This window comes from Flavobacterium sp. RSP15 (genome assembly GCF_003968755.1).
Lineage (GTDB): Bacteria > Bacteroidota > Bacteroidia > Flavobacteriales > Flavobacteriaceae > Flavobacterium.
Map to the genome: position 1 here is coordinate 1 of NZ_RYDL01000020.1, position 15,718 is coordinate 15,718.

15 protein-coding genes are annotated in these 15,718 nt (G+C 31.5%); all 15 read right to left on the bottom strand.

Annotation, left to right across the window (positions count from 1 at the left end):
- Nucleotides 1-125: 125 nt before the first annotated feature.
- Nucleotides 126-1,838 (bottom strand): asparagine synthase (glutamine-hydrolyzing), encoded by a 1,713-nt coding sequence (gene asnB, locus EKM00_RS13955; RefSeq protein ID WP_126516594.1) that lies wholly within the window; start codon nucleotides 1,836-1,838, stop codon nucleotides 126-128.
- On the bottom strand, nucleotides 1,838-2,536 hold the full coding sequence (locus EKM00_RS13960; RefSeq protein ID WP_126516595.1) for an acylneuraminate cytidylyltransferase family protein: 699 nt from the start codon (nucleotides 2,534-2,536) through the stop codon (nucleotides 1,838-1,840). Before EKM00_RS13960 ends, asnB begins: the two co-directional genes overlap by 1 nt.
- A 1-nt stretch (nucleotide 2,537) precedes the next feature.
- Nucleotides 2,538-3,695, bottom strand: coding sequence for a UDP-N-acetylglucosamine 2-epimerase (gene neuC / locus EKM00_RS13965; RefSeq protein WP_126516596.1), 1,158 nt, complete (start codon nucleotides 3,693-3,695; stop codon nucleotides 2,538-2,540).
- A gap of 154 nt (nucleotides 3,696-3,849) precedes the next feature.
- Nucleotides 3,850-4,860 (bottom strand): N-acetylneuraminate synthase family protein, encoded by a 1,011-nt coding sequence (locus EKM00_RS13970; protein ID WP_126516597.1) that lies wholly within the window; start codon nucleotides 4,858-4,860, stop codon nucleotides 3,850-3,852.
- 70 nt (nucleotides 4,861-4,930) lie between these two features.
- Nucleotides 4,931-5,920 (bottom strand): glycosyltransferase family 2 protein, encoded by a 990-nt coding sequence (locus EKM00_RS13975; protein WP_126516598.1) that lies wholly within the window; start codon nucleotides 5,918-5,920, stop codon nucleotides 4,931-4,933.
- A gap of 69 nt (nucleotides 5,921-5,989) precedes the next feature.
- Nucleotides 5,990-6,874 carry a glycosyltransferase family 2 protein gene (locus EKM00_RS13980; protein WP_126516599.1) on the bottom strand — a complete coding sequence of 295 codons (885 nt, stop codon included), beginning with the start codon at nucleotides 6,872-6,874 and terminating at the stop codon, nucleotides 5,990-5,992.
- 7 nt (nucleotides 6,875-6,881) lie between these two features.
- Nucleotides 6,882-7,889: a glycosyltransferase family 2 protein gene (locus EKM00_RS13985; protein WP_126516600.1), complete on the bottom strand. Its 1,008-nt coding sequence runs from the start codon at nucleotides 7,887-7,889 to the stop codon at nucleotides 6,882-6,884.
- 3 nt (nucleotides 7,890-7,892) lie between these two features.
- Nucleotides 7,893-9,143 carry a UDP-glycosyltransferase gene (locus EKM00_RS13990; RefSeq protein WP_126516601.1) on the bottom strand — a complete coding sequence of 417 codons (1,251 nt, stop codon included), beginning with the start codon at nucleotides 9,141-9,143 and terminating at the stop codon, nucleotides 7,893-7,895.
- Between the two features lies 1 nt (nucleotide 9,144).
- Nucleotides 9,145-10,251, bottom strand: coding sequence for a non-hydrolyzing UDP-N-acetylglucosamine 2-epimerase (gene wecB, locus EKM00_RS13995; protein WP_126516602.1), 1,107 nt, complete (start codon nucleotides 10,249-10,251; stop codon nucleotides 9,145-9,147).
- A 3-nt stretch (nucleotides 10,252-10,254) separates the two neighbouring features.
- Nucleotides 10,255-11,190, bottom strand: a complete 936-nt coding sequence (locus tag EKM00_RS14000) for a glycosyltransferase family 2 protein (RefSeq protein ID WP_126516603.1) — start codon at nucleotides 11,188-11,190, stop codon at nucleotides 10,255-10,257.
- Complete coding sequence (locus EKM00_RS14005; protein ID WP_126516604.1) at nucleotides 11,187-12,023, bottom strand: glycosyltransferase family 2 protein; 837 nt, start codon at nucleotides 12,021-12,023, stop codon at nucleotides 11,187-11,189. The genes EKM00_RS14000 and EKM00_RS14005 overlap by 4 nt, the downstream gene beginning before the upstream one ends.
- A complete protein-coding gene (locus EKM00_RS14010; RefSeq protein WP_126516605.1) occupies nucleotides 12,024-13,169 on the bottom strand; it encodes a glycosyltransferase in 1,146 nt (381 codons plus the stop codon). It abuts the gene before it with no gap.
- The gene (locus tag EKM00_RS14015) at nucleotides 13,162-14,076 is read right to left on the bottom strand and encodes a glycosyltransferase family 2 protein (protein WP_126516606.1); all 915 of its coding nucleotides are present in this window, start codon (nucleotides 14,074-14,076) and stop codon (nucleotides 13,162-13,164) included. The genes EKM00_RS14010 and EKM00_RS14015 overlap by 8 nt, the downstream gene beginning before the upstream one ends.
- Nucleotides 14,077-14,916 (bottom strand): glycosyltransferase, encoded by an 840-nt coding sequence (locus EKM00_RS14020; protein WP_126516607.1) that lies wholly within the window; start codon nucleotides 14,914-14,916, stop codon nucleotides 14,077-14,079. It lies immediately after the preceding gene.
- The gene (locus EKM00_RS14025; protein WP_158614902.1) at nucleotides 14,913-15,707 is read right to left on the bottom strand and encodes a methyltransferase domain-containing protein; all 795 of its coding nucleotides are present in this window, start codon (nucleotides 15,705-15,707) and stop codon (nucleotides 14,913-14,915) included. The genes EKM00_RS14020 and EKM00_RS14025 overlap by 4 nt, the downstream gene beginning before the upstream one ends.
- Between the last annotated feature and the right edge of the window lie 11 nt (nucleotides 15,708-15,718).

Sequence of the window (15,718 nt, forward strand, 5' to 3'; positions counted from 1 at the left end):
AATTTTGCAAAACTAAAATACGATTTTTACTAAGAAGCCATTAATTTGGCTTCTTTTTTTATCGGACAACAATGATTTAATATCGTAATATCGTTTTTTATTATACCTGAAAAAAGAAATTGGAATTACTCCTTAGTTGTGCGAACCATTTCAAACAGACTAATGCACTGCCAAATATGAAAACTAGATTGGATATTACCTTCAACGTAGCGCTCTAATTCTTTCTTTAGTTCTTTTATATCAAACCATTTTGAATATTCTGAATTTTCGATTGACGCAAAACATTCGGTTACCCAATTCTTCAAATCATAAGCCAACCATTCCCTTTGTGGCGTTTGCAAAGGTCTTTTAGGTGCAAAAACCAAATCATTCACCAAATATTCTGAGGCGATTTCTCGTAACATAAATTTAGTTATTCCGTTCTTTATTTTAAAATCCAATGGTAATGAAAAAGCAAATTCTACTAATCTATAATCCAAAAAAGGCTCTCTTAATTCCGTGGAAAATAGCATCGAAATTCGATCATTAAATCGTAGCGCTCTTGGGATTTTCGTATAAAACAAATCGCGATATTGCTTATTTAACAATTCATTATCAAAAGGTTTGGGATAGTTTGGTTTTTCGGATTTTGCCAAAAAAGTATCCGAAAGCATATACCTTTTGAATGGTGAATCCGTAACTCCCTGAATGGTTGTGTCGTTTTCTTGGACGTAATAATCATAGCCCGCCCATTGTTCATCCATCCCTTGACCATCGAGTAATACCAATACGTTATCTTTTCGAGCTTGTTCGAAGATTTTGGCGTAAGCCAAGGTTGGAACTCCACCAAAAGGCTCGTCTTGTTGAAATGCTACTTTTTTAGTAAAATCGGGAACTTCATCTGCTTGAAACAAAATTTTAGTTAACGGGTTACGGGTTTTGGCTACCATTTGTTCTACCCAAGGCAATTCATCATAGTCAGGATTATTCGTGTAAAAAGTATAACCATTGATTTTAGAATTATCCTTTTGAAGATTGACTAAAGCCAATAATACGGAACTATCCAATCCACCACTAATATTAAATCCAACAAGAACATCGGATCTAAAACGCAAATTAATACTATCTTTTAAAAGAGTAACATAATGTTCTTTGGCCTGCTCAAAAGTTAAATTCTTAGGTTGCTTGGCTACTTCTTCTTCAAAAAAGTACCATTTTTTTAGGATCAATTGCTGGTTTTGAAATTCTAAAAAATGGCCGCCGGGCAATTGCAAGATCTCCTCCCAAAAAGTTTCGTCGGGATTTCCATAAGAACCATAAGCAAAATAAGAAGCCCAGACTTTTTCGTTTGGAATTCTTGAAATACCCGCAGCGTGAAGCGCTTTTATTTCTGATGAAAAATAAAACGAGTTCTTTTCTTTACAGAAAAAAAAAGGTTTGACACCAAATCGGTCTCTTGCAGCAAATAATTTTTTGTCTTGATTATCCCAAATAGCAAAAGAAAACATACCGTTCAATTTTTGCAGGCAGTGATGCCCGTAAACAAGAAACGAAGCTAGTAAAACTTCGGTATCGGAGTCCGTTGTGAAAGTATAGTGTCCTTTCAATTCGGCTTTGAGCTCAATATAATTATAGATTTCACCATTAAAAATAAGAACATACCGACCAGAAGGATCCAAAAAAGGTTGATTGGATTCTGGGGATAAATCAATAATCGCCAATCGATTATGTCCTAAAGCAGCAAAATTATTATCACTATATTTTCCTGTGGATTCAGGACCTCGATGGTGTTGACTCATCAGCATGGCATCCAACTGATAGGCTTCGAAATTCCCAATTATTCCCGCAATACCGCACATTATTTTTGATTGTTTTTTATCATTTGCTCCGCCCTATCCCAATCGGTTAACGTATCAATATTTACATAAAATTCAGGAGTAGATTCGATGAATGAAATACTTTTTCCGTACAAAGAATGTTGTTGCAATAGCACTTCTGTTTTCATTATGTAAATACTTCCGTCTCTATGATAGGCATTGGGGAGTTCTTGCCTTCTGCTGATTATTTGATCTTCTCCGGTAGATATTTTTAAATTCCCTTCGGAATTAAGTTCAAACGTCCAATGCGGATTATATTCATGTGGCACTTTTTGAACAGAAACTAGAGAATCACAATCGCTTGTAATGAATTTTTGAATAGCATCATCTAAGAATTCAACAGTTCTAATAGGACTTGTCACTTGAAGTACACAAACAGCATCAAAGGAGATGTCTTGTTTATCATACCATTCTAAAGCATGAATAATAACATCTATAGTAGGTGTTGCGTCTTGGGCTAATTCCTCTGGTCGTATAAATGGCACTTGAATTCCCAAGCTTTTAGCCACCGTAATTATTTGTTGATCATCACTGGACAAAATCACAGCAGTTAACAGCTTTGAATCCAAAGCAATTTCAGCAGTATATTGCAATAACGGTCTCCCGTTAAGCAATTTAATGTTTTTTCCTGAGACTCCTTTAGAACCTCCTCGTGCTGGGATAATACCTAAAATTCGCATTTTAATACATTATGGTTTTATGAAACTGCAAAGGTAATTTTTGTAATAATTCCGCTATTTGAACACCCGCATTCCCATCTCCATAAATAGCAGACGAGACTGATTTGCCTTTTTTTATAGCATCTAATATAGCTACTTCTATTCGTTCTTGTGAATGTATAACATCAATACTGTTTCCGCCTCGTTCCCTTTTATTTTGACGAGACCCTATATTAACCACAGGCACCCCTAAAAAAGCACATTCCCGAATACCTGCGCTTGAATTACCAATCAAACACTCGCTGTGTCTCAGCAATTGCAAAAAATCTTTGCCTTCCATATTTTTAAAGAAATGCACATTTGGCAATTGATGCTGCTCTCTAAAAGCACGAATGCCTGTTGAAGTTCCGTCCGCTCCTGCATCCACATTGGGCCAAAACCAAAGGGTTGGTTTATTCAATTTATAAATCGCTTCGAGTGTTACTTCAATATGTTTCCGTGAATCTTGATATTCTGTCGTTACCGGATGTTGCATAACTACTAAATAACCACTCGATAAATCCGGTTTGGCACCTACGCCTCCATATTTCTCATACGGATCAAAAGGAAGTACTTTGCTCTGCAAGACCTCTTCTGCCAAATCGATTGAGGGACATCCTGTATTAAAAACCATCTCAGGATTTTCCCCTAATTTGATGACCCTTTCTTTCGCATTTTCGGATGCCACAAAATGATAATCGGCCAATTTAGTAATGGCGTGACGGACCTTTTCATCAATATTACCGGTAACTTCACCGCCCTGAATGTGCGCTAAAGGAATATTCATATAAGAAGCCGCAATGGCAGTAGCCATCGTTTCAAATCGATCGGCAACTGTTACAACAATATCCGGTTTTAAATTATCAAAAACAGTCGACAATTCCAATATTCCAATTCCGGTAGTCTTTGCAGCGGCAGTCAAATTTTCTCCTTCTAAAACATTAAATACTTTAGCGGCAATGACAAACCCATCTTTTTCAATATAATTGACAGCAGATCCGTAGCGATCCAACAGAGCGGAGGCAGCCACTATCAATTGTAATTCTAAGTCTGGATGTTGCTGAATAGCGGTCAAAACTGTTTTTACACGGCTGTAAGAGGGTCGCGCAGTAACTACTACGGCTATTTTTCGTTTTGGCATTTTAAGTATATTATTCTTCGGTTTAAAAATAAACAAAAAACAGTAAAGGTAAAAAAGTTATGGCTTTAACCTCACATCAGTTCGAGCATTTTAAAGGTAGACAAATATTTATTTTAAAAGTAAAAGATTTGTTTTAAAATAGTATATAGAACCCTTACATAAACAAATCTGTCTCATTCAAAAAATCCCATTGATTCAAATCCCGATTCAAAACCTTCCCTATTATTTCTTGAAATCGCATAGCGTCGATTCCAAACCCTTTTGGTTTTTTAGCTTCTAAGTCATCAAAAGTAACAACATGATTTTTGGGCAATTTTTTATTGACTGCCAATGATTTTTCGAAAATTTGTTTGAGTTCCGAAAAATTAGTATTGTTATTTTTATCAATAGGATGCGACAAAGCGACACTTATGTTTCGAACAGCCAAGACTAAATTCTTTGTTTCCAGAATCGTTAACGAGGCTTTGGCATCCGGACCAAAAAGTTGTCGGTCAAAAACAACATGAAACTCCAGAATACTCGCTCCCAGCGCTGTTGCAGCAATACTCGTTTCTATTTTAGCAGAATGATCTGAAAAACCAACCGGAACATCGTATCTATTTTTTAATTCCTGAATCACATTCAGCCCATATTCCTCCGGCTGTGTAGGATACGCACTAGTGCATTGCAATATAGAGAAGTTGACTTTTCGGTCTTCTAAAAATTGTACTGTTTGGTCTAACTCAGTATAAGAACTCATTCCGGAAGACAAAATTACTGATTTCCCTGTAAGTGCAATTTTCTCTAAGATCAAGAAATTGTTTACTTCTCCGGAACCGATTTTATAACTGTCAACTCCAATTTCTTCCAGCCAGTCTACGGCCAAATTACTAAAAGGAGAACAAATAAAATCAAGCCCTGCACGGTCACAATGTTGCTTGATGCCTTTCCATTGTTCCAATGAAAAACCCATTCTTTTCCAATAATCAAATCGGGTACTGTCCTCCAAAGCAAACGGCACTCGGAAAGGTTCATATACACTGCTTTCCGCTTCAGCAATGTGCATTTGAAATTTTACGGCATCAACTCCTGTTTGGGCAATTGCATCAATATAGGAATATAAAATACCCAAACTTCCCTCATGAGCTTGACCTATTTCGGCTATGATATACAATTTTGAAGACATATTTTTTATTTTTAGCTTTCTTTTTTGAATCGATTTAATGATATAAATTTCAAGAAAAAAAGAAGTTTTATTATTGAATGAGGGATTTATTTAAATAATTTATTGCTTTAAACATCCCAATATTTTTTATTCTATTAAGTTTACACCTATAAACTATAGAAAACACTTTAAAAAGTAATCTTTCTTTAAATGTAATATAATTGTACTTTACAAAGAAATTTAGCATTTCTCTCTTTTGTTGATTCACCTTCTCACTTTGTAAAATAATTTTATAAATAATTTTAACAAAACGAGAGAAATTATCTTTTAATTTCTTGTCTTGAGCTATTCTACAGTTATAATTTTTTAACAAATAACTTACACTCTCAAACATCTTATCAATGCTTTCTGTTGTATTGTTTTTCCCCCAATTTGGAATTCTATAGAAATTATCTATTTCTTTAATTCTTTTAAATTTCACATCACTATTAAATAATATTTCAATATGAAAAATAATATCTTCCAATAAGTGTAAATCATTTCTAAATTTATTATTTTCTACATATTTTTTTTTCCAAATTGGACTCATTGTCTGCCATGGAAATTGATGCTTTAAGAATAATGACAAATAATTCTCTCTGTTTTCAATTATAGGATCTATATTGAAAACATCTTTCTTATTGAATATATTATTATCAAAAAACTGGGTAGAAAACACTAAAAAATCATTATCTGGATATTGTTTAAAATATTTGATTCGATTTTTCAAAGCATTACTTGCTAAAATATCATCTGAATCCAGAAAAATGATAAATTCTCCTTTTGAGATATCTACTCCGTAGTTTCTACAAGAACTAACACCTTTTATTAAATCAATAGGTCTTTTAACATATTTAAAACGATTATTTTTTGTTATATATTTTTCGATTAATTCATCTGTTTTGTCATCCCCACCATCATCAACAACAATGCATTCCCAATTTGAGTATGTTTGATTTAAAACACTGTCAAGTGTTTCCCCAATAACATACTCTCTATTGTAAGTTGGAATTATGACAGAAACAATTGGATTACAATCCATTTAGTGTTAAATAATTAAATTAATATTTTTAAATAAAACCTAAAAAACAAATATTTTATGTCTAAGGCATTAATATTTGAGAGCTAATAAATATTGTATTTTATTTATTATAGTCTCACTTATTGGTTTTCTATATTTTAAAATTTTACGAATATTTAATAAAACTTCAAAAATTACATTAAAAAATATTTTAAAACATTTAATATCGCTTAATGCATATTTTATAAAGTTATGCCAATATAGTTTTAAAATTTTAACTACGGGAAATGGATAATAGACTAAATAATAATAAGTAGTGTTTTTTAGTTGCTTTCCAAATCTAAAGTAATTTTGTCCCATAAGTTTTCGTTCTTCTCTATCAACTCGATGATTCACTTTAATTTTATTTGAATACATAATATCAAAACCTTTAGATAAAACTTCTATAGCAACGCATGATTCTTCTCCATAAATATCAATCCAAACCGGAAAACCATTGGTAGCCTGATACGCCTCTTTGCGGATAGCAAATCCACAGCCTATAAATTCATTGGTAAAATATTCTTCCGCTATTGAGTTAACCTGACTTAAGGCCTCTTGATCTGAGCCAAACACACCTTTTATTTCCTGAAAAGCAACAATACCAACTATTGGATACCTTTCAAAAACACTTAGGGTTCTTGTAATAAAATCGGACTGTAAAGGATGGGCATCATCATCAAAACCTATTAAAAATTGTCCTTTGGCTTTTGGATATAGTTGATGCCTAGCAGCAGAAGCTCCTATGCTTTTTTCAGAAGAAAACCATCCAACCCAACAGAATTTTTCTTTTAATATCTTAGAATTATCAATGCAACCATCAAGAAATACCAAAACTTCATTCTCAGAAAAATCAATTATCTGAGCTAAAATATTTAACGTATATTCCAATTCAGATTTTCTATTTTTAGATACAATTAATATAGATGTTTGCATAAAGTGTTTATCGGATTAGGCTTTTTATTAATTTTATTTTACTCATGAACTTCACCTCTTTTATTATTACAAACCAGATTAAAGGATTAAATCTATTTACTGTTGATCGTTTCCAATAACTTAAAATCCTTCTGGCTAATAAATACCTAAATTTCTTTCTGTCATCAGGGTCCATCTGTAACTCTTTTAAATACAAAGTATTAAATTGAATTATCAAGAATTTAATTTTCTTAATAAAATCTGCTAAAGACAATAATTTATTTCCGTAATAATATTCATACACTTCGTCAACCGAAAGTATAATATTAAAATCAGCCCAATATCTAGAAATGATTTTTGATCGTTCTTTCAAATGCGTTGTTGCTTTATGGAAAGAACGATGGTTACTGTCTTCTAAAACACGATACTTCATTAAAAAATTAGGTAAATTAGCTACTTTGCACTTTTTTACTGCCCGACTCCATAAGTCCCAATCTTCACAAGTTTCAATAGTTTCATCATATCTTATATTCTGTTGCTGTAAAACAGCACTTCTAAAAACAATAGATGAATGACCAAAGGAAGCTGTAAAAAGCAAATAAACCTTAATATACTCATTGTTTAAAGGATATTCCCATTCTGTTGCAGGATTTTTAGTAATGTCTTTCAGCCAATACCCTTGTGTTCCACACAGAAGAATTTCTTGATTTCCTTCCAAAAAATTAATTTGTTTTTGAAATCTTTCAGGAAATGCCCAATCATCAGCATCCATTCTAGCTATATATTCGTAATGTGGAAGCAATTCATCCAACCCTTTATTCAATGTTTTAGCAATACCTATATTTTCCACATTTTTTTTATAAAAAACTCTACTATCATTATATCCTAAAACAATTTTCGTGGTATTATCTGTTGAGCAATCGTCATAGATATATAAATCAAAATTTGAAAAAGTTTGATCCAAAATAGAATCAATACTCGATTTGATATAAAGTTCAGTATTATATGTAGGCAATAAAACAGCTAATTTTTTCATCTTTTAAACAATATTATTATTTTCCAAATTATTAATAAGTTGTTTTAAATAATTAACCGATAGATAATCCTGTAAATCAACTCTATTTAAGAGAAGCTTATCTGGATCTTCTTTCCATAAATAATATAACTGTTCTATAAGTTCCGAAATTTTAAGACAATCATCTACTTCGGACCAATATTCATAATCAACACCTAATAGTCTTTTAACTTCGCTAAGATAAGGTGACAACGAAAGAATCGTTTTATTAGCTTCAACACAATGTGGAAACTTTGCGGGTAGAAATGGGCTAATTTCTGATTTCGCTTCAATAATTATATTCACGGAAGTATTTTTTTGAATATTATAAACGTCATCAAAAAGAAAACTTTTATTATAAACTATCAGTTCAGGAATGATTTTTTCATAGTTATCAAGCATTGCCGAATAGTTTGAAGAAGGCCCTAGTAAAAGAAGTCTAACCTCATCCCTAGCATCTTTATTTTTATCAAAAAACAACAGTAACCCTTCAATCAAGCCTTCAGGAGATCGCGGTTTCATTAAATTTCCTGCATGAAGCAGATTGAATTTTAACGGATCAAAATAGGATGGAAAATCTTGATTTTGAATTTCATATCTAGCATTTTGATGCGGAATCACAACTCCCGTTTTTAAAAAATTAGGATAAAAACTCCCCATCCACTCCAACAATAATTGACTAGGAAAAGCACTATACTTTGCTTTTTCGGAAACTTTTGCAAAGAATATCTCTTTTTGTTTGTAGCTAGATTCAACCCAGGTATAAGGTCTTGGATAAAAGTGAAACGGATAAGGATCGTGAATGTAAGCCATCCAATTACGATGTAATTCAGGACATTTTAAAACTGCATAATGTGGTCTAAAACTTCCCCCTTTGCTTAATGTAAGTACTAAATCCGGTTCAAAAGTCATTTTTTTTAAACATTTAATGATACTGTTCGTATCATTAAAGAAGGTAAAGGAAAAACCAAATATCTTCTCTAATAATGGCGCAACACTAATATTAAAACTTCTGCTCAAAATCCTTTGCAGTCGACTCAAAAAATACAGAGTACTGTACTTTATCTCTGTAATTGCAATACACTGTATTCCTTCTAATTGAATATTTTTCAAAGTATAATGAAACACGAAAACCTCGAAACCCGCCTCGGCTAAGTTCTTAATCAAAGCGACATTGGCTTTTGAACCACTACTGTCTTCAATATTGATGGAGTCTACTACAACAAGAATTTTCATTTTAATAGTGTTTTAATAAATATGCTGCTATTTTTTGGCAGGCATCACCGGCTCCATAAGGATTGATGGAATGCCCAAATCCCGTGAATCCGTCTAAAAAAGAACAAATAGTAGTGCTAATTTTTTGCTGATCGGTACCTACTAAAATAGAAAATCCGGCAGTAACCCCTTCAGGTCTTTCTGAAACATCACGAGTAACCAAAACAGGCTTCCCTAAGGATGGAGCTTCTTCCTGAATACCACCGGAATCTGTGACAATCAAAAAAGATTGTTGCATCAACCACACAAAAACGGGATAGGAAACGGGTGGTATCAGATAAATATTTTTAGTATTGGACAATTTCTCATATACAACATCTTTTACATTGGGATTTAAATGTACGGGATAAACTATAGTAACATCGTCTCGTTTCGAAACAGATAAAAGCGCATCACACAGGTTCTCAAAACCTGCTCCAAAATTTTCTCTGCGATGCCCTGTGACCAGAATCATTTTTTTATCGGTAGGAAGCAAACGTTTCAATCGTTCAATTTCAGGATTGATATAATTTTCTGCTCCAATTTTCTCAACAGTCCACAATAGCGCATCAATAACGGTATTTCCAGTTTCGACGATAGCAGTTGGCAGAATGCCTTCATTCAGTAAATTCTGTGTGGCTGCAGCGGTAGGGGTAAAATGAATATCGGCTATTCTGCTGGTCAACTGCCGGTTCACTTCCTCCGGAAAGGGCGCCTTTTTATTATACGTACGTAAACCAGCTTCTATATGTCCTACGGTTATGCCATTATGAAAGGCGGCCAACGCCACCATCGATGAAGTTGTTGTGTCTCCATGGACCAACACCAAATCTGGTTTTACAGCAGTAAGAACCTCGTCTATTTTGAATAATATGTTTGCACTTAAACCATTCAGATTCTGATTGGGTTGCATCAAATCTAAATCATAATCGGGAGCAATATCAAAAAACTCCAACACCTGATCCAGCATTTCCCTATGCTGTGCCGTGACACAGACTTTTACATCAAAATTATTTTTTTTTAATTCGTGATATAGCGGTGCCATTTTTATGGCTTCCGGACGTGTGCCAAAACAAAGTAGAATTTGCATGGATTATTTTTTTATAATTCTTTTTTTTAATTTGAAAACTGTCAAACGTAAAGGTAACAAAACATAAAAAAGTCGCCATTTTAATTTTTCATATTGAGATAAATCTAAAATATTTAGAATTTCACAGAACAAATCATACTCCTTAAAACCCAATGACATTGTTACAAAATAACGAATTAAAGAATAAGAAAGTAGTTTTTTCTCTTTTAGATTCCCGATCACTAATAAAATTGCTTCATAGTATGATGCTTTTCTAGTTAAATTATTTCTAGAAAACTCTCCTGTTATCGAGTTAGGGTGTTTCCTCCCATAAAACAAACATTTTTCTATTGAAATACCTTTAATTCCATGTGATAAAATTCTTGTATAGTGCTCCCATTCATCAGCATAGGAAATTTTTTCGTTGAATCGAGAGTTTTCAAAACATTTTTTCTTCCACATTACAGCACATGAATTAAATGGAAGTTCATATTTCAATACTTTTTCTATATCGTTTACATCTATATAGAATGAAACATATTCTTTTGAATAATCAAAACTATAATCAAAATCACCAAAAAAAGTGGTTCGAATGTACCTGCAAAATGAAATATCTGCTTTAGATAGCTCAATAACGCATAATTCTAAATTTTGTGGCTGTGCAATATCATCATCATCAAAGAAAATAATATAATCTCCTTTGGCCATATCTAATCCATAATTGCGACATCCTGAAGTCCCTTTTATATAAAATTGGGAACGTAAATAATAACGAAACCTTTCTTCTTGTTGTAATATTGGAGCTATAACCTCTAGGGTGTTATCAGTACAACCATCATCAATAATCAAAGCTTCCCAGTCTAGAAAAGTTTGTTTTTGTAAAGATTGTAACATTTCTAAAATAAAAGGAGCTCTATTATAGGTCGCTATGATTATGGTTACTTTGGGGACACTGCTCATCTTAATAAACGTTTAATCCTTCTTAAAGGACTTAAAATTGCTGTTCCAATCTGAAATTCTAAACGCTTTGTGTTTTTAATTTTCTCGATTTCTTCTATTTCTATTTTAAACAATAACTGAGACACAAAAACATCAAAATCAGAAATGTATAAGTCTTTATGTTTAATATAAATATACTTTAACAAATCATACTTTATTTTTTTTGATTTTGAACTCGTTGTATTGTCTCTCTTTCTATAATTGTATAAAGGTTCTTTAATCACCTCAACTTCACCTCCAGTTTTTAAAAGTCGAATAAAAAATTCCCAATCTTCATAACCTAATTTCATATTTTCATCATAACAACCACAGGATAACCAATCTTCTTTTTTGAACATTGATGTTCCTAATGCGTCATTTATGTATAAAAAATTAGCAATACTCCCGCCTTTTGGTATAAAAACGTAAGATGATCCATCTTCAAAAAACAAATTAGCTTGACAAGTAACTAGTTTAATCTCCTTGTTTTTTAAAATAATTTCTATTGCCTTTTCACAAAAAGTGGGTTCAAAATAATCATCACTATCTAACACTAAAATATATTCTCCGGCAGCTTCTCTAATACCGTTATTTCTTGCCGTACTTTGTCCTTGATTCTCTTGGGTAATTAATTTTGTGATTTTTGGCGCTAACTTTTTTAATACCGCTTTAGTTTCAGCATTAGAACCATCATCTACAACAATTACTTCTTTATTTGGGTAGGTTTGATTTAATGCCGAATTTACCGATTGCAGAATGTATTGTGCATCGTTGTAGCAAGGAATTATAATAGAAACTAGAGTATCAGAATGCATTTATTTAAAAAATTGGTTGAATTTGCGGCCTTTGGTTGAATTACTTAATTTAGAAACATAAAATTTCCTAAACTTGTTTAAAATAGTATTTTTTTCAAAAGTAGTCAAATTCAAAAAAGCTAAGGCAGAATCGCACAAGGATTTGTAATTTTGATTTACTACGTTAGGGAATTGCCCAAAACGATCTTGCATGGCGCCAATTTTATATCCCATTACATAACATCCTGCAGCTGCCGCCTCCAGAGATGTCATTGGACCACCTTCGATTTTTGAAGTAACTAGAAAAACATCAATATATTGATAAAAAGTATGAGTTTGTAGCGGACTAATAAATTCTTTTTTAAAAGTCACGAAATTGAATAGGTTACATTTTACAACCAATAATTCAAGCTCCTGTAGATATAGTAAATCTCCTTTTCCTTGAATGACTAATTTACATTTTTTTTGATTTTTGTTATTTAAAAAATCGAGTAAAAGTATCATGTCTTCGAGATTTTTTTCTCTTGATATTCTTCCCAAATAGCCAAAAACAAGAACATCCTGTTCATAAGTTCTTTGTGACAAACTAAGAAGATTAGTCTCGTTTAAGATTGCAATATCTAAAGCTACTGTATTTTTTAAAAAATTATTTCGTTCCCAAAACATTTTTTGTTCTTCATTAAAAACTATAATATTAGTAAACTTATTGTAAACAATTTGATGAAGCTTTGATAACAAATTAAAATGCCACATGGTAATCTTGGCAATATATTTTTTGTTTTGAAATTGAAATTGAAATACTGAAAAAAAATAAGTACATCCTGGATAAGTTAATATAAAAAAACTAGTGTATTGTAAAGAAATTAAAAACCAATATGCAGATTCTAATATTGGTTTTTCTAAACCAAACTTCTTAAGTATTTTATTAAGAAAAAGGATAGTCTTGAAATCAAAAAAAGTAGGATAATGTACAAAGCTGATATTTCGTTCTTCAATTATTTCTTTAAAAAAACTGGAACTACTTTTTCTAGGAGAAAAAATCGCAACTCTTTTATATTGATTCGAATCATAAAAATGTATTGCCGTTAATACAGCTTCAATTTCTGTCCCTCCAATATTATCTAAAAACGGGGTACATACAATAATATTCTTACTTTTCTTAATCAATTGATTGTCCTAAAATTATCTTGATAAACTTCTTATTTATCTTCATAAAAAAATTAAAATCTAAAAACAATACACTCTTCAAATACAAATTTAAAAACAGAAACACATTTTGCTTTTTATGTTGGTAGGTATAACTTAAGAACCTCTCAACAATAATTTTTCTTGTATAAACATCAAATAAATAATACTTTATTTTTATTAAATATTCGAAAAATTCAAACCGTGCTAAAAACAAATCATTTTTATGTATCTCAGCTTTACCGGATAAACTTTCAGATGAAATTCTAACAAATACAACAGCGGAATTTGTACTGAAAATATTTTTCACTTTTGTTAAGTCTAAAACTATTTTATCATCACTATAAAAAGCGGATGGATAATTTGTAAATTTATGTTTTAATAATTCATTTTTGTTAAAAACAAATTCTGACAAAGAGCCTCTTGCTTTACCTTTAATTTTTCTTGAAATGTATTGAATTCCTGTTTCAAATAATAGATTTGTACATAACTTAGACTCTTCACCATTAATCTGATCAATTACCCTAGTAGAATACCTCAGAACATTACAGTTTTCGTGAAATAAATTATAGTTCTCATAAAATTCAAATACAACATTTTTACTCAAATAATCATCGTCCCCCAATATCATAATCCATTCCTCTTTATTAGACAAAGCAATGCAGCGTTCCCATTGAAGAACCAATGATGTTCCTCCAAGATTACGTTCAAATCGATGATAAACAAATTCAAATTTACCTTTGTACTTTTCTAATAAATCACCTGGATTTTCAGTACTGGCATCATCACCAATATAAACTTTGAATCGTTTGTCTGTTTGATCGGCTAAAGACTCAATGGTTGCCTCAAAAAAAGTAATTTTATAATATGGAATGACTATTGCTAGCATTTATTTTAGCATTTGTTTCAAAAATTTAAAATGGTATCCTGTAATAGGCTTTAAAATAATTAATTGTATCCAAAGTAAGAAGGCTTGTTTTTTTAACCTGTAGTAAAGCAAACCTTTTATGAAATTTGTTCCGTTTTTAAACTCAAAATCCTTGCAGACTATTCCTTCTTCAACTTTTAAAGGGAGCAAATTCGAGTATATTTTGTGCATTATTATAGAGGTCAAATACCAATTTTTATCTAACTTTCCCAAAGAAAAATGTTCCACTACTATTGAATTAACCACTATAATACTATAACCCAGCTTGATGTACTCGAATGATATGTTCAAATCATAACAATGAAAACCCTTGGTAGATTCCTGAAAACGAAACTGTTTATCTCTTCGAGCAATCATAAAAAATCCATCTATTGCAACCACTTTTTCTATATTTTTATTCTTAAAACCTTGGTCCCAATCTTCAACATTGCCATTTCTTAAATGTTGTTTTAAATAAAGAAATTTATCCTCTTCTGGACAATCCCACCAAGCCGATGGCATCTTTGTTTTGGATTTAGCACCGGCAACCCCCAGCAACCCAAATTCTTCATTTTGGTCGAATAAATTCTTCACTAGTAGACCCCAATTTTGAGTATGCAATAAGACATCATCATGCATAAAACACAAATAATCATTCCTACTTTTTTCTATCCCTAAATTATAGGCCTCAAAAATAGAATATTTATTGTTTGAATTATCAATGACAATTAATTCATAATCACAACCAATCGTGTTTTTTATATTCTCAGATAAATTAAAAGAAATGTTTTGGGTTCGAGAACAAATAATTATTGAAATCATCGCTTAATACCTAAAATTATTTGATGATAAGGTTTTACAAAAGTCAAATTAACTACCTTAATATCAAAATACTTATAGACATTTTTCAGTAATTTGAAGTCAAAAACATGATGGTGCAAGCATCTATTTTCGTGATTAGCAAAAGACCTTTTTTTAAATTGTTCTTTAGTTCCGGCAGCTAAATCCATATTCAAATCATGTAACTCTAAAATTTCGGTTAGGTGTGTCAAATCGGTTTCATTAATCCCATTATTTAAATCATTTTCAAAATGACCAAAAGTAGAGATAGGACGATTATGATCAAATGTATATCTTTTATCCGGTAAAATAAGTAAAATAGCACCGCCTTTTTTAATAACTCTCACCCATTCTTTAACTGTTTTTAACGTGTTGGCACAATGTTCTAAACAATGGCTTGCAATAAGGAAATCATATTTGTTATCAGGTATTTCTTTAAGGTTACTCGCTTCACAAATGTATTGGTATCCTTTTTTACTTCCTAAATAATTAAAATTTTGGCCTTCAACAATAGTACCTTCCCAAATAGTTTTAGAACTGAAATTACATCCGTCTAAACTATCTATAACCTGATAAATTGGAATTTCTTTTGAAAAAATAGCACTAGGCCCTCCTATTTCTATCCCTATTTTTCCATTAAAATATTTTAAAAAAAGATCCATTCTTTTAATAGTCCTCCCTTTGTATGGAAAAAATTTATCTTTAACAAGACACTTTATACCATAATACCCAGTTGTTACATATGTTTTCAGTAATGTTTGAATTTTTGACATTATAATAGTAT

Excerpts from the sequence above, each read along its gene's own strand:
- asnB (WP_126516594.1), bottom strand. The coding sequence starts at position 1,838 with ATGTGCGGTATTGCGGGAATAATTGGGAATTTCGAAGCCTATCAGTTG.
- EKM00_RS13960 (WP_126516595.1), bottom strand. The coding sequence starts at position 2,536 with ATGCGAATTTTAGGTATTATCCCAGCACGAGGAGGTTCTAAAGGAGTC.
- neuC (WP_126516596.1), bottom strand. The coding sequence starts at position 3,695 with ATGCCAAAACGAAAAATAGCCGTAGTAGTTACTGCGCGACCCTCTTAC.
- EKM00_RS13970 (WP_126516597.1), bottom strand. The coding sequence starts at position 4,860 with ATGTCTTCAAAATTGTATATCATAGCCGAAATAGGTCAAGCTCATGAG.
- EKM00_RS13975 (WP_126516598.1), bottom strand. The coding sequence starts at position 5,920 with ATGGATTGTAATCCAATTGTTTCTGTCATAATTCCAACTTACAATAGA.
- EKM00_RS13980 (WP_126516599.1), bottom strand. The coding sequence starts at position 6,874 with ATGCAAACATCTATATTAATTGTATCTAAAAATAGAAAATCTGAATTG.
- EKM00_RS13985 (WP_126516600.1), bottom strand. The coding sequence starts at position 7,889 with ATGAAAAAATTAGCTGTTTTATTGCCTACATATAATACTGAACTTTAT.
- EKM00_RS13990 (WP_126516601.1), bottom strand. The coding sequence starts at position 9,143 with ATGAAAATTCTTGTTGTAGTAGACTCCATCAATATTGAAGACAGTAGT.
- wecB (WP_126516602.1), bottom strand. The coding sequence starts at position 10,251 with ATGCAAATTCTACTTTGTTTTGGCACACGTCCGGAAGCCATAAAAATG.
- EKM00_RS14000 (WP_126516603.1), bottom strand. The coding sequence starts at position 11,190 with ATGAGCAGTGTCCCCAAAGTAACCATAATCATAGCGACCTATAATAGA.
- EKM00_RS14005 (WP_126516604.1), bottom strand. The coding sequence starts at position 12,023 with ATGCATTCTGATACTCTAGTTTCTATTATAATTCCTTGCTACAACGAT.
- EKM00_RS14015 (WP_126516606.1), bottom strand. The coding sequence starts at position 14,076 with ATGCTAGCAATAGTCATTCCATATTATAAAATTACTTTTTTTGAGGCA.
- EKM00_RS14020 (WP_126516607.1), bottom strand. The coding sequence starts at position 14,916 with ATGATTTCAATAATTATTTGTTCTCGAACCCAAAACATTTCTTTTAAT.
- EKM00_RS14025 (WP_158614902.1), bottom strand. The coding sequence starts at position 15,707 with ATGTCAAAAATTCAAACATTACTGAAAACATATGTAACAACTGGGTAT.